This is a genomic window from Rahnella sp. AN3-3W3, assembly GCF_003263545.1.
GTDB lineage: Bacteria > Pseudomonadota > Gammaproteobacteria > Enterobacterales > Enterobacteriaceae > Rahnella > Rahnella variigena.
The window spans coordinates 1-20,226 of the sequence record NZ_JYDG01000108.1 but is presented as its reverse complement, the minus strand read 5'-3'; the positions used below and the strand labels follow the sequence as shown (position 1 = coordinate 20,226).

The window sequence follows — 20,226 nt, the reverse complement described above, 5'->3', positions numbered from 1 at the left end:
CCTTCGCAGGGGGAGGAGCCGAAAGGTCAGAGGCTAAAAATTTCACCCACTTCGGCTTTCGCATACCATTCCAGCGTTTCTTTCACGCCTTCTTCGCCTTCCGGCGGGGTGCCTGGCAGATAATCTTGTTCCTGCACTGGCTGATACGCGCCGTGTTTCACTTCAAAAATCACGCCACCTTCGTCGAGGGATAACACGCTGTGCCAGGTGTTGGCCGGGATTTCAAGCAGGCGGGTTTCTGCGCCGAGCCACAGACGGTCGGTGACTTTGCCGCTGTTATCGTAAATCAGCACCAGAAAACGTCCGCGCAGGGCGGTCAGCATTTCCCAGGTATGCGGATGGCGATGGATGCGCACGTAAGTGCCCGGTTCCATCGCAATGGCCAGACGTTGCACGTCATCTTCCGGTGCCGGATGGATATTCAGATTCTGGCGCAGTCGCGGGGAGTGAGCGGCTTTGGTGATCAGATCACACAGCGTGTCCTGGTTTATTTGTTTAATCATTTCAGTCTCTGCCTGAGAAGTCTGGTAACGGAGAAATTCGGTGCCTGAGTGTAGCCAAAAAAACGATGAGACATAAGCCGCTAAAGGTTATCAACACCGCCTGAAATTTATGCATAAATGTTGCCAGAATAGATTTGTTCGCGGTTGACAGTCTTTTTATTACCGGCGTAACATGCGCGCACTATTATCAATGAGGAACTGCGCCTTGGACACACCCAGTAGATACTGGCTCAACAACCTGTTTTCCAGGTACCACTTCTAAGGCCCTCCTCATTGCTGATGGCCTTAGTGGTTGTCAGCGACCCCCGTTCTGTCGCTGTGAGTCAGATCTGAAGTTGGTCTGAATTACGCTGGTGACATTTTTCACTCCGTGATTTTCTGTGCTTCAACGCGTTGTCCACTTTCCGTAATTTTTGGGAGAACGGGCACATGCTGAGTGCTTTTAAATTAGAAAACAGCCGCTTATCCCGTTTAGAGCTGGACGAGTCAGACGATCTCAAAACTTCACTGTGGGTCGATCTGGTTGAGCCTGACGATCAGGAACGTGAGCGCGTTCAATGCGAATTAGGGCAAAGCCTTGCGACGCGTCCGGAACTGGACGACATCGAAGCCTCTGCGCGTTTCTTTGAAGACGAAGACGGTCTGCACATTCACTCCTTCTTTTATTACGAAGATGCCGATGATCATGCCGGTAACAGCACCGTCGCCTTTACCGTGCGCGAAGGCCGTTTGTACACCCTGCGTGAACGCGAGTTACCGGCGTTTCGTCTCTACCGTATGCGTGCCCGCAACCAGAAACTGGTCGATGGTAATGCGTATGAACTGCTGCTGGATTTGTTCGAAACCAAAATCGAACAGCTGGCGGACGAAATCGAAAACATCTACAGCGATCTGGAAAAACTCAGTCGTGTGATCATGGAAGGGCATCAGGGCGACGAATATGACGCGGCGCTTTCCACGCTGGCAGAACTGGAAGATATCGGATGGAAAGTCCGTTTATGTCTGATGGATACCCAGCGCGCGCTGAATTTCCTGGTGCGCAAAGCCCGTTTACCGGCAGGTCAGCTGGAGCAGGCGCGCGAGGTGTTACGCGATATCGAATCCCTGCTGCCGCACAACGAATCCCTGTTCCAGAAAGTGAACTTCCTGATGCAGGCGGCGATGGGCTTTATCAACATCGAACAGAACCGCATCATCAAGATTTTCTCGGTGGTTTCCGTGGTGTTCCTGCCGCCAACGCTGGTGGCATCCAGCTACGGGATGAACTTCGAATTCATGCCTGAGCTGAAATGGTCATTCGGTTATCCGGGCGCGATTGCACTGATGATCCTCGCCGGTCTGGCACCTTATTTGTACTTCAAACGCAAAAACTGGTTATAACCTGCGATGCTGATGGAAAGGATGGTTCCGTCGGGGCAGTGGTTTATCCTCGTCGTTTCCTCGCTGATTCTGGGCATTATTTTTCAAACCTTCCATGTGCCAGCCGCACTGTTACTGGGGCCGATGATTGTCGGCGTCATTATGGGGCTGCTGGGCGCCAGCGTACGTATTCACCCGCTGTTTTTCAAACTCTCTCAGGGCGTTTTGGGCTGCATGATTGCCCAAAGCCTGTCGCCGTCGATATTACCCCCGTTACTCAATGACTGGCCGCTGGTGCTGATGGTGCTGGTGGCGACGCTGCTGGCCAGCGGGCTTTCAGGCTGGCTGCTGGTACGTTTTAGCCAGTTACCCGGCCCGACCGGTGCGTGGGGTTCATCGCCGGGCGGTGCCAGTGCGATGGTGGCTATGGCCGGTGATTTCGGAGCTGACGTGCGTCTGGTGGCGTTTATGCAGTATCTGCGCGTGCTGTTTGTGGCCACCGCGGCCGCATTTGTGGCTCGCATGGCGATGGGCGACAGCGCGTCTCTGGCGGCGGCGGTGGTGTGGTTTCCGCCGCTGACGTGGCGTTTCTTTGCGACGCTATTTCTGGCGGTGGCCGGTGTCTGGCTGGGGCCGCGTCTGCGTATTCCTTCCGGCGCATTGCTGCTCCCGGCCATCGCCGGCGCGGTTTTGCATTCCACCGGTACCGTGGCCTTAGAAGTGCCGGAATGGCTGCTGGCGATGGCCTATACGCTGATTGGCTGGAGTGTCGGATTGCGCTTCACACGGCCGATTTTCAAACTGGCTTTGCGCACGCTGCCGCAGATGATTGCATCGATTATCGGGCTGATGCTGATTTGCGGCGGTATGGCGTGGGTGCTGACCAAACTGCTGGGCGTAGATATGCTGACGGCCTATCTGGCGACCAGCCCGGGCGGACTGGACACCGTGGCGATTATTGCGGCGGGCAGCCATGCGGATTTAGGATTTGTGATGGCGATGCAGACGTTGCGTCTGATCACCATCCTGGCAACCGGTCCGGCGATGGCGCGCTTTATATCACGCAGCGCTGTGCCCGCTTCTTCCTCGTCGTAAACGGCCCTGCGTATACAGCGCATCCGTGATAAAGCACAGCAGACCGACCCAGATAAAGCCGAAGGTGATGAGCTGTGATGTGTTAACAGTTTCACCGTAGAACACCACTGCCAGCAGGAACATCAGGGTCGGCCCCAGATACTGGAAAAAGCCCAGCGTTGAAAGCTTCAGGCGGGCGGCGGCGGCAGTGAAGAACAGCAACGGGATGGTGGTAATAATCCCGGCAGCCATCAGCAGCAAATCAAGCGACCACGGATTTGCGGCCAGGTTACTGGTCGGGCTGCTGGCGATAAAGAACAGGTAAATCCCGGCGACCGGCAGCAGCCATAGCGTTTCAATCAACATGCCGGTTTGCGAGTCCACACCGATTTTTTTACGCAGCAGGCCGTAAAAGGCAAACGTCAGTGACAGGCCGATGGCGATGACAGGCACCGAACCAAAAATCCACACCTGAATCAGTACTCCGGCGAAAGCCAGCGCGACGGCAAACCACTGCAAACTTCGGAATCTTTCCCGCAAAAACAGCATGCCGAGCACCACATTCACCAGCGGATTGATAAAGTAACCAAGGCTGGCTTCCAGAATGTGATCATGATTTATCGCCCAGATAAAAATCAGCCAGTTCCCACCGACAAGCAGGGCGGTAATCAGTAACATGCCGACTTTCTTCGGTTGTGCAAGTACCCGCCGGACATCGCCCCAGCTGCGGCTGACGGAGAGCAGCACTAACATAAAGAAGAATGACCAGATCACCCGGTGAGTCAGAATTTCGTCAGCAGGCACCTGTTTGATCAGCTTGAAGTACGCGGGCGCGACTCCCCAGATCAGATAGGCAATAAAGGCAAAAATAACACCTTGCCGGGTACGATGTGCGTCCATGTGGTACCTGAAAAAGAGTAGGGAAAGAAGCGGAGTTTACCTGATTTCAGCCGACCATATAGGTCGCCGTGGTCGTGGCGATGTGAACGCCGGTATCGCTGTGCAAATCCACGCGCGCAACGGACACTTTATTGCCGGCGCGGACCAGTCTTGCCGAGGCAATAAAGTAGTCGCCACGGCCCGGACGCAGATAATCAACGCGCAAATCAATGGTGCCCATTTTGGATAACCGCTGGCGCATTTCTGCTTCCAGCAACGGATGATCCGGCTTGTCACGGCGGATCAGTGAACTGGTCACACAAACCAGACCGGCGGCGACATCCAGCACCGCCGCAATCACGCCGCCGTGCAGGATTTTTTGTGCGGCATTGCCCACCAGTTTGGTCTGGTTGGTAAATTTTAACTCTGCGTAGTCGCAGTCGAGACGTTTCAGCTCGAGGCCCAGTTCGCGGTTAAACGGCATATCGTAAACGAAAATATTGCCGATCAGTTGCAGGGCGGCCTCGTGGCTGAGAGATGAAGCAGACATGAATAAATTCCTGACGAAAACGAGTGGATCGTATGTTCGCCGAAAAAGTTAACGAAGTGTTGATTTTAGGTGCGGGCAGGATGGATTTCTACCGGGCGAAGGATAAATGTATTCAGTACTCATGTAGAAATGTATTTGTGTGTAAAATGCCCTGCTTTGAGATTTCCGGATTGTAGTCTGCGCATTGCCGGCCGGGCGGAAGGCTGATTATCAAAAAATAATGAATCAATAACTTTAGGGTGAGGGTAAGGAATAATGCGTAAAAATTGGGCTGTCGGTGCCACGCTGTTGGCGTTGCCATTGTTGGGCTATGCAGAGGAAGCCACGGTACAGGAAGTACATGATAAACCTGCTGTGCGCGGAAGCATTATTGCAAATATGCTGCAAGAGCATGACAACCCGTTCACGTTATATCCTTATGAACCCAACTTTCTGATTTACACCGATACCAGCAATATCAACAAGAAAGCGATTGAGTCTTACGACTGGGCAGATAAAGCACGTCACGATGAAGTCGAGTTCCAGCTCAGCCTGGCATTCCCTCTGTGGCGCGGTATTGCGGGTGATAACTCCGTGCTGGGCGCATCCTACACGCAAAAATCATTCTGGCAGCTTTCTAACAGCGGGCAGTCTTCACCTTTCCGTGAGACCAACTACGAGCCACAGCTTTTCCTGGCCTGGGCAACGGATTACGATTTCCTCGGCTGGACATTGCGTGAAGCAGAATATGGTGTCAGTCACCAGTCTAACGGTCGCTCCGACCCGACGTCCCGCAGCTGGAACCGTGTGTATGCCCGTTTCATGGCGCAGCACGGCAACTGGCAGGTTGATCTGAAACCCTGGTATCGCATTCCTGAAAGCGATGAAGACGACGACAACCCGGACATCGCCAAGTACATGGGCTATTACCGCCTGAAAGTTGGCTATGCGTGGGGCGACAGCGTGTTCAGCGTCGAAAGCCGTTACAACTGGAATACCGGTTACGGCGGCGCGACGACCGGCTGGAGCTACCCGATTTCCAAACAAGTTCGCTTCTATACTCAGGTATTCAGTGGTTACGGCGAGTCATTGATCGACTATAACCATAAGCAGACCCGTATCGGCGTCGGTATTATGCTTAACGACATTATGTAATCCCCGCCATATTTCTGGTTGCAGTTGCGTTGGCTGCATCGCGGATTATTTAGGGTATATTATGTCGGTGCAGTACAGCCCCGGCGGCTTTAGGGCTCAGCCGGGTGGTTTGAACAGTTGGGGAATTGAGTGTCTACGGCGGCAGTGATAAACAAAGAAGAGCTGGCTCATCAGGTATTACGCGATACCTTCGGTTATCAGCAATTCAGACCAGGCCAGCAAACTATCATCAACACCGCCATTTCTGGCCGGGATTGTCTGGTAGTGATGCCAACAGGCGGCGGTAAATCGCTGTGCTATCAAATCCCCGCTCTGGTGATGGACGGCCTGACGCTGGTGGTTTCGCCGCTCATTTCCCTGATGAAAGATCAGGTCGATCAGCTGATGGCCGCAGGCGTTGAAGCCGGTTGCCTGAACTCGACGCAAACCCGTGAGCAACAGCTGGAAGTCATGGCCGGTTGCCGCGCGGGACGTATCAAAATGCTGTATATCGCGCCGGAACGCCTGATGATGGGCGATTTCCTGGAACAGCTGCAACAGTGGAATCCGGCGATGCTGGCTGTCGATGAAGCCCACTGTATTTCCCAATGGGGCCACGATTTCCGTCCGGAATATCGCGCCCTTGGCCAGCTGAAACTGCGTTATCCGCAACTGCCGGTGATCGCCCTGACCGCGACCGCCGATGAAGCCACACGTAACGATATCGTCCGCCTGCTGGAACTGAATGACCCGCTGATTCAGGTCAGCAGTTTTGACCGTCCAAATATCCGTTACACACTGGTGGAAAAATTTAAGCCGCTCGATCAGCTGATTCGCTTTGTGCAGGATCAGCGCGGCAAAAGCGGCATCATTTACTGTAACAGCCGTGCCAAAGTTGAAGACACTGCAGCGCGATTGCAAAGTCGCGGGCTGAGCGTTGGCGCGTATCATGCCGGACTGGATAACGAAACCCGTGCCCGCGTGCAGGAAGGTTTTCAGCGTGACGACCTGCAAATTGTGGTTGCCACCGTCGCCTTCGGTATGGGCATCAACAAGCCTAACGTGCGTTTTGTGGTGCACTTTGATATTCCGCGCACCATTGAATCTTATTATCAGGAAACGGGGCGTGCCGGACGTGACGGCCTGCCAGCGGAAGCGGTATTGCTTTACGATCCGGCCGATATGGCCTGGTTGCGCCGCTGTCTGGAAGAGAAACCGGCTGGCGCGCAGCAGGATGTTGAACGCCACAAACTGAATGCCATGAACGCATTCGCGGAGGCGCAAACCTGTCGACGTCTGGTGCTGCTCAATTACTTTGGCGAAGGTAAACAGAACGCCTGCGGTAACTGCGACGTGTGCCTGGATCCGCCAAAACGCTACGACGGCTTGCTGGACGCGCAGAAAGCGCTGTCCGTTATCGCACGCGTCGGGCAACGTTTTGGTCTGGGTTATGTGGTCGAAGTATTGCGCGGCTCGAACAATCAGCGTATCCGTGAATACGGCCACGAGAAGTTGTCGGTTTACGGTATCGGCAAAGAACACAGTAACGAGCACTGGACCAGTGTGGTGCGCCAGCTGATTCACCTCGGGCTGGTGATGCAAAACATCGCCATGCACTCTGCGTTACAGCTGACCGAATCTGCGCGTCCGGTGCTGCGTGGTGAAATCCCGCTGCAACTTGCGGTGCCGCGAATTCAGACGCTGAAAATTAAAAGCAGTGCCAGTCAGAAAACCTACGGTGGAAATTACGACCGTAAGCTGTTTGCTAAATTGCGTAAACTGCGTAAGTCACTGGCGGATGATAATAATGTGCCGCCATACGTGGTATTTAACGACACGACGCTGCTGGAAATGGCTGAACATCTGCCGGTCAGCGCGAGTGATTTACTCGACATCACCGGTGTCGGTCAGCGTAAGCTGGAGAAATTCGGTCGGCCATTTATGGCGATGATCCGCGATCACATCGATAACGGCGACGAGTAAGAATTCTGTTTCCTACACATAACACAGAGAGTTAATCATGCTGATGCTATTCCTGACGGTTGCGATGGTTCATCTGATCGCGCTGATGAGTCCGGGACCGGACTTCTTCTTTGTCTCACAAACCGCCGCCAGCCGGTCGCGTAAAGAAGCCATGATGGGTGTGATTGGCATTACGCTGGGCGTGCTGGTGTGGGCCGCCGTTGCGCTGATGGGGTTGCATCTTATTCTGCAAAAAATGGCCTGGTTGCATCAGATCATCACCGTCGGCGGCGGATTGTATCTGTGCTGGATGGGCTGGCAACTGCTGAAATCTGCACGTGCTAAGAAACAAAACGGCGATGATACACCGGTGGCTCTGCCTGCCCGCGGCCGCACGTTTATGCGCGGACTGCTGACCAATCTTTCTAACCCGAAAGCCGTCATTTACTTCGGCAGCGTGTTCTCGATGTTTGTTAGCGACAGCGTCAGCGGCGGCGAGCGTCTGGGCATATTCCTGCTGATCGTCGTGGAAACCCTGGCCTGGTTCTCATTAGTGGCACTGGTCTTTGCCCTGCCTAAAATGCGTCGCGGGTATCAGCGTCTGGCGAAATGGATTGATGGCGTGGCGGGTGTGGTGTTTGCAGGCTTTGGTGTTGCCTTAATCATCAACCGCTGAGCAAATTAGCCGGTTAATAAAAAAGGGTTCGGTTGATGCCGGACCCTTTTTGCATTCTGAGAAATCAAACCTTCCGCGCACTGGCCAGCAACACACCCACCAGCATAAACAGTGAGCCGAAAATGCGGTTCAGCAACTGCATTTGTTTCGGTGCTTTCACCCAACCGGCGATGCGGGTGGCCAGCGTGGCGTAGCCGATCATCACAATGATATCGACAACCACCGTGGTGACACCCAGTACCACGTATTGTGCAGCCTGAGGTTGGTGAGCAATGATAAACTGCGGGAATAATGCGGCGAGAAACACAATGCTTTTTGGATTGGTCAGGTTCACCAGAATGGCGCGTTTGAACAAACGGCGTCGCGGCATACTGCTGGCGAGCGCGTTCAGGTCAATCGCACCAGCGGAGCGCCACTGGCAAATACCCAGCCAGATCAGGTAGGCGGCGCCAAACCATTTGAGAAACTCAAAGGCCAGCAGCGATGATGAAATCAGCGCGCCCAGCCCGATACCGACCAGCACGATGTGGATCGCTAAACCGAGCTGTAATCCGGCAATTGAGGCCACAGCACCACGATAGCCGTGGCTGATGCCGGTGCTCATGGTGTTAATCGCGCCGGAACCGGGTGATAAACTTAAAATAGAAGTGGTGAGCAGGTAGGTTAACCACCAGTCCAGTGTCATTGCGAGACTCCCTGAGTACGTTTTAGGTTGTTTTATGGCACAATACGCCATTGTCTATAATTGCGCTATAGCTCACAAATAACACTTTCATCCTCCCTGTTTGACGACTTTGGATCATTGAATGCCTGCGAATTATGCGAAGTGGTTAACACGTGAGAAGGAGTTTGCAGCCTTTGCGACCGGGCCTTTGCTGGATTTCTGGCGGACACGCGAAGAAGGCGAGTTTAGCGGCGTTGATGATGTTCCTGTCCGTTATGTCCGGTTTTGTTCGCCTGCTCACGATAAAGTCATCGTTGTGTCACCGGGTCGTATAGAAAGCTACGTAAAATATCCCGAAGTGGCCTACGATTTATTCCATTGCGGCTACGATGTCATGATTGTCGATCACCGTGGTCAGGGACGTTCCGGGCGTATGCTCGACGATCCGCATTGCGGTCACGTGAAGCACTTTGACGATTATGTCGAAGATTTCGACCGCTTTTATCAGCTGGAGGTTGCGCCGCGTCAGTACCAGAAAAAGTTTGCGCTGGCACACTCCATGGGCGGGGCAATTCTGGCGTTGTATCTGGCGAAAAATCCGCAGAATTTTGATGCAGCGGCATTACTGGCGCCGATGACCGGTATTTATTTGCCGATGCCGGGTTGGTTATCGCGCCGTATCCTTAACTGGGCGGAAAATCGTCCGGTTCGTCGTGATGGCTATGCGCTGGGTACCGGCCATTGGCGGCCGCTGCCGTTTGTAGTCAACCAGCTGACGCACAGCCGCGCGCGTTATCGCCGCAATTTGCGGTTTTACGCAGATTATCCTGAGTTGCAGGTCGGCGGACCTACCTATCACTGGGTGCGTGAAGGGATTGAGGCGGGGATGCATATCCTGAAAGAAGCCGAAAAAATCACCACTCCTGTTCTGTTATTGCAGGCGAGCGAAGATCGTGTGGTGGATAACCGGTCCCATCTTGCTTTTTGTCAGGCCATGGCCGTTGCGGGGCACCCTTGTGAAGGGGAAAAACCGCTGGTCATCGAAGGCGCGCGCCATGAGATCCTGTTTGAACGGGACGACCTGAGGGCACAGGCGCTGGACGCTATCATGCGCTTTTTTGCGCGACAGCTTTAATCCGCGGTTCGCCGCGCACAACTCCATCAGAGGTTAGAACCTAACGCTATGTACCATGTTGTTGCTTCCGATTTAGATGGCACGCTGCTATCACCTGATCATACCCTGAGCCCGTTCGCCAAAGAGACGCTGAAACTGCTGACTCAGCGCGACGTGCATTTCGTTTTCGCCACCGGACGCCACCATATCGACGTGGCGCAGATGCGCGACAATCTGGAAATCAGTGCGTACATGATCACCTCCAACGGTGCGCGCGTGCATAATACCGACGGCGACCTGATTTTCTCGCATAATCTGGATGAAGACATCGCCAGAGACCTGTTCGGCATCATGCATAACAACCCGGATATTCTGACCAACGTTTATCGTAATGATGACTGGTACATGAACCGTGACCGCGCCGATCAGGATGATTTCTTCCGTGAATCCGTTTTCAAATACAAACTGTATGAGCCGGGTTTGCTGGAAACCGACGGCATCTGCAAAGTGTATTTCACCTGTGAAGACCACGAAAAACTGCTGCCACTGGAAGAAGCGATCAATGCGCGCTGGGGCGATCGTGTGAACGTCAGCTTCTCACTGCCGGTATGTCTGGAAGTCATGGCAGGCGGCGTGTCAAAAGGTCATGCGCTGGAATATGTTTCCAAGCTGATGGGTTATTCGCTGAAAGATTGTATCGCCTTTGGTGATGGCCTGAATGACCTGGAAATGCTGAGCATGGCCGGTAAAGGTTGTCTGATGAGCGGTTCACTGCCACGTCTGAAAGCTGCCATGCCGGATGCAGAAATCATCGGATCCAACGCCGACGATGCCGTGCCGCATTACCTGCGTAAGATGTATCTGGCTGAAGAAAGCTAATCGGTTTTAAAGCTAAGTCGTAAAACCAAAGCAGGGTATTCACTCTGCTTTGGTGGTTCCCGCCTCTGATCCTGCCTAATCTGCACTTACTGAAATGCCCAGATGTTGCCACAAATCCGCCAGCGGCATTGTCGCCAGCGCAATACACTCATCGGCGGCCCCGTAGTAAATTTTCAGCGTGTCCTTTTCAAGTAGCGCGCCGCAGGTAAAGACTACGTTGCCAAAGAATCCTTCTCTCTCGTAAATCGCTTCCGGTTGTAACAGCGGCGCTGAGGATTTGGCGATAATTTTCAATGGATTATGTAAATCGAGCAGCATGGCACCGAGGCAATAGCGCTGATCTTTATCCACGCCGTGATAAATCTGTAACCAGCCACGTACCGTTTTCATCAGCGGGGCGCCACCGCCCAGTTTCAGCGCATCCCAGTCGCCGGACGCGCTGCCGAGTAAATGGCGATGATTGCCCCAGTGCAGCATGTCCGGGGATTCACAGATCCAGATCTCCGGCTTACCAAAATGTTTGGGCGAAGGGCGGGTCAGCGCCTGATATTTACCGTTAATTTTTTCCGGGAAGAAACACACGTCGCGGTTATCGGGGCAGAAAATTACGCCTTGTTTTCCCACAGTAATAAAATCGGTGGTGGTCGCCAGTGCGGTAGAAATGCCATACGGCGAAATGGCTGAGTAGTTAATGTAGTAAACGCCGTCTATCAGCGTAATTCGCGGATCTTCGCAGCCGAATTGCTCATATTGCGTATCGGCGGTTAAAAAAGGCTGAGCATCGACAGTGAAATCTTCACCATTCTGACTTCTCGCTAACCGCAGATGCGACATGGAGGTCAGCCAGATAACCGAAGGATCGGCTTTCAGTGCAATCATTCTGGGGTCACTGAAGTCATAAGCCGGGTCGTCCCGTTGAAAACGTTTAGTGCCCGGATGCCAGGTATTTTGCAGGTTCACCAGAAGCGGTACTTCCAGACAATTGGCGTCCGTTGAGACCACGCTTTCCGCAACACGAAGCAGCAGCAGGGTTTCACCCTGATACGAACATACGCCTGCATTAAATACACAATCGACCTTCCAGCCGGGCTGGGAAGGGATGATATCGGCAGGTGTTAACAGCGGATTTTTATCACTTCTGAGCATTTTCATGGTTTACCTTTTTGATAAGAATTTGGTTTTTTTCCAGCAGCGGTTCATCCGTGCCGAACAAGACGGGATTGCCATCGCCATAACCTACGTTGACGACCGTCGCGCCGAAATTGATCATCACTTCGAGACATTCCCCTTTCAGAAAGCGGCGGAATATCAGGCATTGTTTAAACAGCGTGAGGTACTCATAACGACCACGCTGAAGCGCCGGATGGGTATTTCTCAGCGCAATCAGTTGTTTATACGCGCCAAAAATTGAATGTGAGCACTTACTCTCGGCCTCGACGTTTATTTGCCCTTCGCTGTTAATGGCTGGCGTCCAGGGAACGGGTAAGCGGGAGGCATCACGGCAGAAAGGCAATGCGTAAGTAAGTGCTTGCTCTTCATCCATACCTTGTGAAATTGCGGTGTGATATTGAGTAATGCCCTGAATATCCCGCATTTGCTGCAAATTCTGCGGGACAAAATCCGTCATGCCGATTTCCTCACCCTGAAAGATGAAAGGCAAACCACGGGCGGTCATTTGCAGGGCGAAAACGGCCACCGCACGGGGAACATCCCGGGAGGATTCACCGAAGCGACTGATCATGCGTGACATATCGTGGCTGGAAAAAAACAGCGTCGGTAAGCCGGGCAGCGTGGCTTCCATAGCCTGCATTTCGGCGAAGATCGCGGTGATATCGAAGTGTTTCTGGCTGCCAAGGTTGAAATTGAAAACCACGTCCAGCAGCTCCGCACCCTGATAAGGCGCCATCACCGGCAATACTTCACTGCCCACTTCGCCAATCAGCAGGAATTCTCCTTGCGTACGGATATGGCGGCACAGGCGCTTCACTACATCGAGCACTCCGGGCTGATTGATATCTTTTTCATGAGGTGGTTCTGCGCCCGGTTCGGCCGGCGGGTGATCTTCCCCGATACCCTCGGTGGTCAGAAAATTAATCACGTCAAAACGGAAACCGTCGACGCCGCGGGCTATCCAGAAATCGAAGATTTTTTTGATCTCACGCTCAACGGCAGGATGAGACCAGTTCAGGCAAACCTGCTGAGGCGAGAATTTATGGTAGTAACTGGCCGTTCCGCCGGGCTCCTGTGTCCAGGCGGAACCGCCGAAGAAAGAGGTCCAGTTATTAGTTTGCTCACGAAAGAAAAAGAAGTCGCGGAAAGGGCTGTCAGGCTGGCTGAGCGCCGCCTGAAACCAGGGGTGCTGATCTGACACGTGGTTAATTACCACGTCGATCACCAGCAAAATGTCGCGCTGATGACAGGCTGCAATCAGTTCATCAAAAAGCGCTAACGTGCCAAAACGCGGATCTACAGCGCAGTGGTCGCTGATGTCATAGCCATTATCCACCAGCGGAGACGGGTAAAAAGGCGTCACCCAGATACCGCCAATGCCCAGCTCAGCCAGATAATCCAGCTTAGAAATCAGACCTTGAAAATCGCCCAGTCCGTCCGTATTACCGTCGCAGAAAGACGGCAAATACACCTGATAAAATACCCGTTCCTGCGCTGTTTTCAGGTTATTCATCATTCATGCCTGTTATTTAAGTGAAAGCGACATTCCTTCCAGGAAATGTTTCCTGAAGAGGATAAACAAAACGACGATCGGCAAAGTTTGTACCACCGACCCCGCCAGAATCGGGCCGACATACACGCTGTACGATTTACTGAACGTCGCCAGCAGAACGGAAAGCGGCATTTTGTTAGCGTCCTGCATCACAATCAGCGGCCAGAGGAAATTGTCCCAGGCGCTGGTGAAGGTAAATATCGCGACGATAGCCAGAATGGATTTATTGAGAGGCAACATGACATGGAACAGAATTTTGATAAGACCGGCGTGATCTAATCGCGCGGCATGAATATAGTCATTGGGCGTGCCTTTAAAACTCTGGGAAATCATAAAAATACCCCAGCCATTCATGACAAACGGTAAAATAAGCGCGCCATACGAATTAAGCATGCCGAGTTCCCGCATAAGCACAAAATGCGGAATAATAAACATGAATGCCGGGAAAACCATTTGCAGGATCAGCAGGTTTTTAAAAATATCCCGACCTTTGAATTCCATTTTTGCCAGCGCATAACCTATTAAACAGGAACTCAGCGTGACGCACACTGTAATGGTTAATGTAATGAATATGGAATTAAACAACGTGCGAAGAAAGGGTTTTTCCGCTTTGCCGCTGCCGTCGAACAGGAAAGTATAATTATCGAATGACAGCGGGCCGGAAAAGAACGAAGTGGTATAAATATCAGCGGTATTTTTTAAAGAACCGATTAGCATCCACAAATATGGATATAACCAGGTGATGGCCAGCACAAACATCAGCAGGTGGATCACCACGGAACTGAGTGTTCTTTTCAGCGAATATTTTTGTACAGGGGAGGCTGTCGGCATCTGTGCAGTTTTAGTTTTCATCATACGATCTCGATTTTATTTTCCAGACACCGGCGCAATATCCAGATCAGTGAGAAGCTGAATACGGCGACAATAATCGACATGGTGGCGGCCCAGCTTGGCTGCATCTGCCGGAAAGCGGCTTCATACATCACTACCATTGGCGTGGTGGTGCTTTGCAGCGGACCGCCGCCGGTGATGAGATAGGGTTCGGTGAAAATACTGAACGCGACTGTGATCGCCAGAACCAGCACCATGACGATCTGCGCATTCATCAGGGGTAATGTGATATGCCATATTTTTCCGGGGCCGCTGGTTTTATCGAGGTCCGCCGCATCGTAGATATCTTTCGGAATCGTAATCAGCCCGGAATAAAAAATCAGGCCGTAGTAGCCGACAAATTTCCACGTGATAATAAGAGCAACAGATAACATGGCAAAATCCGGATGGGTAAACCACGGAACATTAATGCCCAATGTGCTCATCAGAAAGGTATTGATGGGGCCTGTTTCACTCAACAGTTTGGAAAATACAATAGAATACGCCACGCCGGATGAAACATTGGCGAGCAGGAAACTCAGGGCAACAAAAGCTTTGCCATATTTTAGTTTCCTTAAACCGAAGGCGAATAATAATGAAGACACCAAAACAATCGGCAGATAGTAAGCCAGAAATTTAAATACGTTATACATTGCTGTCCAGAACAAAGGATTCTGCATGACGGCAATAATATTCTTCACACCATTAAAAGAGGGCGTGCCAATAAATTTCCAGTCAGTAAAGCTCAGTACCGCTAACCAGATAAAAGGATAAAGCCAGAATACCAGAGAATATCCGAGGTAAGTGGAGGCCAGAAGGCCCCCTGTGGTGGACTCTTTCAGTTTAATCATCGCTTTATTGTTCCAGTATTCTGTCGATCTCTTGCGAAGACTGGTGCAGCGCGTCCGGCACTGCGTTGTTTTCAAACATCAGTTTTTCAATCATTTGGGTCATCGTCCGCTGGACTTCGACCGTTTTCGTGACGGCGGCAGGCGGCACGGCTTTCGGGACGTAGGAGACGATGTCATTTACCAGCGGATGCTGTTGCAGGTAGTCGCTGAACACCGGATTACTTTGCAAATCTTCCCTTGCCGGAGGCATACCTGTCAGTTCCAGCCAGCGCAGATCGTGTTTCGGGTCGCTGTATACCCATTGAATAAATTTCCAGGCGTCGCTCTGCACTTTCGAGGTACTGAACATCACGATCCCTTTGCTGTCGGCCATGGTATTTGCACCCGGCGCGCCAGACTGAGTCGGCATTGGGCCGATACGGATATCTTTCAGTACTTCAGGGAATTGTTTCTGATAACGTTCGATATCCCAGGGGCCGCGCATGGCTCCCAGTACCATTCCCGCCGCCAGGGGATCGTCTGCGGTTGTGAAATCGTAGCTGGTCCACTTATTGGCAAACATTTTCGCCATGAAATTCAGTGCTTCCAGACCGGATTCATTATCGAAAGCCGATTCTTTATCCTGAATATACGGGCGGCCATCCGCGGCGGCGTAATAGAGCGGAATAAAGTCGAACCAGCGATCCCACCAGTTTTTACCGCTGGTCAGTTGCAGGCTATAACCCTTCTGAGTGAGCGCGATACGTTCTGAAAGCGTGTAAATTTCGTCATAAGAGGTCGGGACGTGGTCAAAACCCTGAGCTGCCAGCAGATCACTGCGCCACCAGTAGAGAACCGGGCTGATGTAAATGGGGATGACTGTCTGCTGTCCGTCGAACTGCCAGTTTGAAATCGTTTTTCCCATATGACGGGTTTCTGTCAGTGTCTGAAAACCGGGCATTTTGGAATAATCACTGAGCTGTTTAAGTTCGGATAACTGCTTAGCAAAGCCGATAAAAATATTGGTCGAAATGTCTGGCTCTGTACCCGACGCCAGCGCATTCATGATGGCTTCTTCAGAACTTCCTGCCGCCGGTATTGAGGTGAATTCTACTTTCCGGTTGGTAGGGTTGCTGTTCCATTCTTTAACGATTTCACCCCAATACACTTCCTGCGTAATATTCGGCGCGACCCACATTTTAATGCTGGTTTGGTCTTTTTCATCAGGGCCACAGCCCGAAAGAAATAACGTGATACCCGCAATAGCAGCCAGTTTCATTATTTTCATGCTGTTTCCTGTTTCTATTAGGTTATGAGTCATAATGCGAAATTATATTTCATGATTATTCATATTATTATTTTATGAATTAACGTCTATTTAAACGCTAGCATGGACAATCATTGAATAAACGTTATTACAGTCACATAAATGATTTTGTTTAACGTTAAACTTTATTTTTATAATCGTTGCAATAGCCTGTTGGCTGTGAGTATATGTGGGCTAATTTATTGCATTTCAGAGGCAGGACTTCCTTTATTCACCGCATTCAGGAGTGTGTAAGCTGAGTAAGATAACGTTAAAGTCAATTGCCCGCGAATTAGGCGTGACGCACACCACGGTGTCGAATGCATTTAATAATCCGGGCAAACTGTCAGAATCATTAAGAAAACGAATAATCGATTATGCGCATTCCGTTAATTTCTTCGGGCCTGACAATCTTGGTCGGGCATTGCGTACCGGGAAATCGGATGCCATCGGGATTATTTTTAATGACACGCTCAGTTATGTGTTTACAGACAGTCATGACGTGCAGCTTATGCAAGGCATCGCCGGTGAATGTGACCGAAAAGGAGTCAGCATTATCCTGATCCCGTTGCATAACGGGCAGGGCGCGCGGGCCAGTGTCATCAATACGGCTGTAGATGGCTATATCCTTAATGCGACACACAATAATGATCAGATCATCGCCAAAGCGTTGTCCAAAAATCTGCCCGTGGTGACTACGGATTTTAAAATTCCCTCGCACAGCAGCGTATCCATTGATAATGACAGGGCGATGAGGGAAATCTGTCTGCACCTGCTGGAAAAAGGGCACCGTGAATTTGGGATTATCTCATTCCCTTCTCTTCAGGGACGAAAGGGAGTGATGCCATTGAGTCAGAGTATTTCCGGTGATAATCAAGTGATGATTACCCGTGTGAATGCCTGCGTGGCAACTTTCCGGGAATGGAATATTGATCTGAATAAATGCTTTCTTTGCGAAACGAACCATCATGAAACATTTGGCGAAATAGCTGCCAGGGAATTACTGATAAGTAATCCCGATATCACCGCGTTTATTTGCCTGTCCGACCGCTTCGCGCAGGGTGCCATTAATTATTGCCGTAAAAGCGGGCTATCTGTTCCGGGAAATATCGCCGTTACTGGTTTTGATAATATTCCCCGGCCAGTGAATGAGATCGGGCTCACGACTATCTCGCAGGACCCGGTTAAAAAAGGTGAAATAGCCGCAGCCCTGTTGCTGGAAGGTAAAACCAATATTCACCACGACCTGGAGTTTAGGTTAATTATACGTGGTTCTACCTGATATCTGGCGGGGCCATCAGGACGCAATGACCGATATTGGCGGAATACTGCTCGCCTTTGCCGGGGCGTAACCGCGCATCATTTTGTTTCAAAGGACAACGCTATGTCAGGCTTAACGCTAAAACACGTCAAAAAATACTATGGCAAAACAGCCGTGATCCCCGATTTAACTCTGGAGATCCGTTCCGGTGAGTTTCTGGTTCTGGTAGGGCCGTCGGGCTGTGGTAAATCAACATTGCTGCGCATGATTGCCGGGCTGGATGGGCTGAGCGACGGGACCATCCACATTGAGGACACTGACGTGACGGAGTTGCCCGCCGGAAAGCGCGGTCTGTCGATGGTATTTCAATCCTACGCGCTTTATCCGCACATGACCGTCAGGCAGAATCTGGCGTTTGGTCTGAAGAATATCCGAACGCCACCTGCTGAAATTGCCCGACGCATCAGCGAAGCGGCTCTGATCCTGCGGCTGGACGAGATGCTCGACCGGTTGCCGCAAAATCTTTCCGGCGGGCAGCGTCAGCGCGTCGCCATCGGTCGCTCTATCGTTCAGCAGCCGAAAGTATTTTTGTTTGACGAGCCGCTGTCGAATCTTGATGCCGCGCTGCGCGTTCAGATGCGTCAGGAAATCAGTCAGCTTCACGCCCGACTGAAAAACACCATGATTTACGTGACCCACGATCAGGTCGAAGCCATGACGCTGGCGGACCGGATTGTGGTGCTTAATCAGGGTAATATTGAGCAGATTGGTTCGCCGGTTGAACTCTACAACTGTCCGGCCAGTTTGTTTGTTGCCGGATTTATCGGTACGCCGAAAATCAATGTGATCCCCGCACAGGTGACGGGCCGCCAGTTGTGTATTGACGGGCAGCCGATGTTTTCGCTGGGCAATAAATTCCCCGCGGCGCAGGATGGACAAACCGTGTCGCTGGCGATCCGCCCTGAGCTGTTGCGCCTGAATGAAGCGACGGAACACGCATTTGACGTTTTAGTCGATTTCACTGAATTACAGGGCGATTCCACGCTGGTATACGCGTGTTTCGGCGAGCACATCCTGAAAATGAAATCGTCAAAACAGCTCTCTTTTGCTAAAAACACGCCGCTCAGTTTTGGATTTAATGCCGCCAGTATTTTACTGTTTGATGCAGCGGGCAGACGGATCCCTTCTGAAGCTGTGTAAAACAAAAAAGGCACCTTTCGGTGCCTTTCGACGAACATCAAAACCAATCAGGCATTTTTTCTCAGTTGCGCTTTGTGTTTGTTCTCGCTGAGCATGGTCAGTAAAAGCAACACAACGGCCAGCACACAACCGGCAATCATCACGATAAACCCGCCGTCCCAGCCAAAGTAATCCACGGTATAGCCGACAATGGCGCTGGCCGCGACCGAGCCGCCCAGATAACCAAACAGCCCGGTAAAACCTGCCGCGGTTCCGGCCGCTTTTTTCGGTGCCAGTTCCAGCGCATGTAAACCAATCAACATCACAGGCCCGTAAATCAGGAAGCCGATGGTGATCATACAGGCCATATCAATGCCCGGATTGCCGACCGGATTCAGCCAGTAAACGACGGTTGCGATAGTCACCAGCACCATGAAGAACACGCCGGTCGCGCCGCGGTTGCCTTTAAACACTTTGTCCGACATCCAGCCGCACAGCAGCGTGCCGGGGATCCCTGCGTATTCATAAAGGAAATATGCCCACGAGGATTTATCCAGCGCAAAATGCTTCACTTCTTTCAGGTAAGTCGGTGACCAGTCCAGGATCCCGTAGCGCAGCAGATAAACAAAAACGTTAGCCAGCGCGATATACCACAGCAATTTGTTCGGCAAAATGTACTGCATGAAAATCTGTTTCGCCGTCAGTTCCTGCTCGGCAGACTCTTTCACATAGTCCGGCGGATAATCGTTTTTGTATTCTTCAATCGGCGGCAGGCCGCAGGATTGCGGCGTATCGCGCATGGTCATGAAGGCAAATACCGCCAGCAGGATCGCGCCGAAGGCTGGCATATACAGCGCCGCATGCCAGTCGTTAAACCACGCCATGCCCAGCAGGAACAGCAGCGGAGGAATACCCCCACCGACGTTGTGCGCGCAGTTCCATACCGACACCACGCCGCCGCGTTCTTTCTGCGACCACCAGTGAACCATGGTGCGACCGCACGGCGGCCAGCCCATTCCCTGGAACCAGCCGCAGAGGAACAGCAACACAAACATGATGGCAATGCTCGATGTTGCCCACGGCACGAAGCCCATAAATAACATCACTGCAGCAGCCAGAATTAAACCCGCGGGCAGGAAAACACGCGGATTCGAGCGGTCAGACACCGACCCCATAATGAATTTTGATATGCCGTAAGCAATGGAAATCCCGGACAGCGCAAAACCGAGGTCTCCACGGGAAAAGCCCTGATCAATCAGATAAGGCATGGCCAGCGCGAAATTTT

Annotated in this window: 20 protein-coding genes; 10 read left to right on the top strand and 10 right to left on the bottom strand. The window is 51.9% G+C overall.

Annotation, left to right across the window (positions count from 1 at the left end; genetic code table 11):
• Positions 1 to 26 precede the first annotated feature (26 nt).
• Positions 27 to 503 carry a WbuC family cupin fold metalloprotein gene (locus UC15_RS23355; protein ID WP_112291325.1) on the bottom strand — a complete coding sequence of 159 codons (477 nt, stop codon included), beginning with the start codon at positions 501 to 503 and terminating at the stop codon, positions 27 to 29.
• A 205-nt stretch (positions 504 to 708) separates the two neighbouring features.
• On the opposite strand from UC15_RS23355, the gene ysgD reads away from it, so the two are divergent.
• From ysgD to UC15_RS23345, 3 genes are all read left to right on the top strand, one after another.
• Positions 709 to 765: a YsgD/CorL family protein gene (gene ysgD, locus UC15_RS26305; protein ID WP_369921081.1), complete on the top strand. Its 57-nt coding sequence runs from the start codon at positions 709 to 711 to the stop codon at positions 763 to 765.
• A gap of 167 nt (positions 766 to 932) precedes the next feature.
• Entirely contained in the window at positions 933 to 1,883 is a 951-nt protein-coding gene (corA, locus tag UC15_RS23350) for a magnesium/cobalt transporter CorA (RefSeq protein WP_095924204.1), read from the top strand.
• Between the two features lie 21 nt (positions 1,884 to 1,904).
• Positions 1,905 to 2,957 carry an AbrB family transcriptional regulator gene (locus tag UC15_RS23345; protein ID WP_369964638.1) on the top strand — a complete coding sequence of 351 codons (1,053 nt, stop codon included), beginning with the start codon at positions 1,905 to 1,907 and terminating at the stop codon, positions 2,955 to 2,957.
• Here UC15_RS23345 and rarD read toward each other — a convergent pair.
• Together rarD and UC15_RS23335 are read right to left on the bottom strand one after the other, a co-directional pair.
• Positions 2,922 to 3,836 carry an EamA family transporter RarD gene (rarD, locus tag UC15_RS23340; RefSeq protein WP_112291324.1) on the bottom strand — a complete coding sequence of 305 codons (915 nt, stop codon included), beginning with the start codon at positions 3,834 to 3,836 and terminating at the stop codon, positions 2,922 to 2,924. The two genes, UC15_RS23345 and rarD, sit on opposite strands and share 36 nt — an antisense overlap.
• Positions 3,837 to 3,882: 46 nt before the next feature.
• Positions 3,883 to 4,365 carry a thioesterase family protein gene (locus UC15_RS23335; RefSeq protein ID WP_112291322.1) on the bottom strand — a complete coding sequence of 161 codons (483 nt, stop codon included), beginning with the start codon at positions 4,363 to 4,365 and terminating at the stop codon, positions 3,883 to 3,885.
• Between the two features lie 255 nt (positions 4,366 to 4,620).
• On the opposite strand from UC15_RS23335, the gene pldA reads away from it, so the two are divergent.
• From pldA to rhtC, 3 genes are all read left to right on the top strand, one after another.
• Positions 4,621 to 5,499 (top strand): phospholipase A, encoded by an 879-nt coding sequence (pldA, locus tag UC15_RS23330; RefSeq protein WP_112291320.1) that lies wholly within the window; start codon positions 4,621 to 4,623, stop codon positions 5,497 to 5,499.
• A 129-nt stretch (positions 5,500 to 5,628) separates the two neighbouring features.
• Positions 5,629 to 7,461, top strand: coding sequence for an ATP-dependent DNA helicase RecQ (gene recQ / locus UC15_RS23325; protein WP_112291318.1), 1,833 nt, complete (start codon positions 5,629 to 5,631; stop codon positions 7,459 to 7,461).
• 37 nt (positions 7,462 to 7,498) lie between these two features.
• Positions 7,499 to 8,116, top strand: coding sequence for a threonine export protein RhtC (gene rhtC, locus UC15_RS23320; RefSeq protein ID WP_112291317.1), 618 nt, complete (start codon positions 7,499 to 7,501; stop codon positions 8,114 to 8,116).
• A gap of 64 nt (positions 8,117 to 8,180) precedes the next feature.
• On the opposite strand, the gene rhtB is transcribed toward rhtC, so the two are convergent.
• On the bottom strand, positions 8,181 to 8,801 hold the full coding sequence (rhtB, locus tag UC15_RS23315) for a homoserine/homoserine lactone efflux protein (protein ID WP_112291315.1): 621 nt from the start codon (positions 8,799 to 8,801) through the stop codon (positions 8,181 to 8,183).
• A 121-nt stretch (positions 8,802 to 8,922) separates the two neighbouring features.
• On the opposite strand from rhtB, the gene pldB reads away from it, so the two are divergent.
• Both pldB and yigL read left to right on the top strand, forming a co-directional pair.
• Positions 8,923 to 9,915 (top strand): lysophospholipase L2, encoded by a 993-nt coding sequence (pldB, locus tag UC15_RS23310; RefSeq protein ID WP_112291313.1) that lies wholly within the window; start codon positions 8,923 to 8,925, stop codon positions 9,913 to 9,915.
• A gap of 48 nt (positions 9,916 to 9,963) precedes the next feature.
• A complete protein-coding gene (gene yigL / locus UC15_RS23305; protein ID WP_037035470.1) occupies positions 9,964 to 10,773 on the top strand; it encodes a sugar/pyridoxal phosphate phosphatase YigL in 810 nt (269 codons plus the stop codon).
• A gap of 75 nt (positions 10,774 to 10,848) precedes the next feature.
• Here the strand turns inward: yigL and UC15_RS23300 are convergent, their stop codons facing one another.
• From UC15_RS23300 to UC15_RS23280, 5 genes are read right to left on the bottom strand one after another with little or no spacing between them, the layout of a single operon-like run.
• Entirely contained in the window at positions 10,849 to 11,919 is a 1,071-nt protein-coding gene (locus UC15_RS23300; protein ID WP_112291327.1) for a glycoside hydrolase family 130 protein, read from the bottom strand.
• Positions 11,906 to 13,456 carry an alpha-amylase family glycosyl hydrolase gene (locus UC15_RS23295; protein ID WP_112291328.1) on the bottom strand — a complete coding sequence of 517 codons (1,551 nt, stop codon included), beginning with the start codon at positions 13,454 to 13,456 and terminating at the stop codon, positions 11,906 to 11,908. Before UC15_RS23295 ends, UC15_RS23300 begins: the two co-directional genes overlap by 14 nt.
• A 12-nt stretch (positions 13,457 to 13,468) precedes the next feature.
• Positions 13,469 to 14,326 carry a carbohydrate ABC transporter permease gene (locus UC15_RS23290; RefSeq protein ID WP_369964636.1) on the bottom strand — a complete coding sequence of 286 codons (858 nt, stop codon included), beginning with the start codon at positions 14,324 to 14,326 and terminating at the stop codon, positions 13,469 to 13,471.
• Between the two features lie 20 nt (positions 14,327 to 14,346).
• Positions 14,347 to 15,216 (bottom strand): carbohydrate ABC transporter permease, encoded by an 870-nt coding sequence (locus UC15_RS23285; RefSeq protein ID WP_112291310.1) that lies wholly within the window; start codon positions 15,214 to 15,216, stop codon positions 14,347 to 14,349.
• A 4-nt stretch (positions 15,217 to 15,220) separates the two neighbouring features.
• On the bottom strand, positions 15,221 to 16,483 hold the full coding sequence (locus UC15_RS23280; RefSeq protein WP_112291309.1) for an ABC transporter substrate-binding protein: 1,263 nt from the start codon (positions 16,481 to 16,483) through the stop codon (positions 15,221 to 15,223).
• 265 nt (positions 16,484 to 16,748) lie between these two features.
• On the opposite strand from UC15_RS23280, the gene UC15_RS23275 reads away from it, so the two are divergent.
• Together UC15_RS23275 and UC15_RS23270 are read left to right on the top strand one after the other, a co-directional pair.
• Entirely contained in the window at positions 16,749 to 17,783 is a 1,035-nt protein-coding gene (locus UC15_RS23275) for a LacI family DNA-binding transcriptional regulator (protein ID WP_112291307.1), read from the top strand.
• A 102-nt stretch (positions 17,784 to 17,885) separates the two neighbouring features.
• The gene (locus UC15_RS23270; RefSeq protein WP_112291306.1) at positions 17,886 to 18,962 is read left to right on the top strand and encodes an ABC transporter ATP-binding protein; all 1,077 of its coding nucleotides are present in this window, start codon (positions 17,886 to 17,888) and stop codon (positions 18,960 to 18,962) included.
• A 47-nt stretch (positions 18,963 to 19,009) separates the two neighbouring features.
• Here UC15_RS23270 and glpT read toward each other — a convergent pair.
• Positions 19,010 to 20,226: glycerol-3-phosphate transporter (glpT, locus tag UC15_RS23265; RefSeq protein ID WP_112291304.1), on the bottom strand; the 1,217-nt coding region annotated here is incomplete at its 5' end.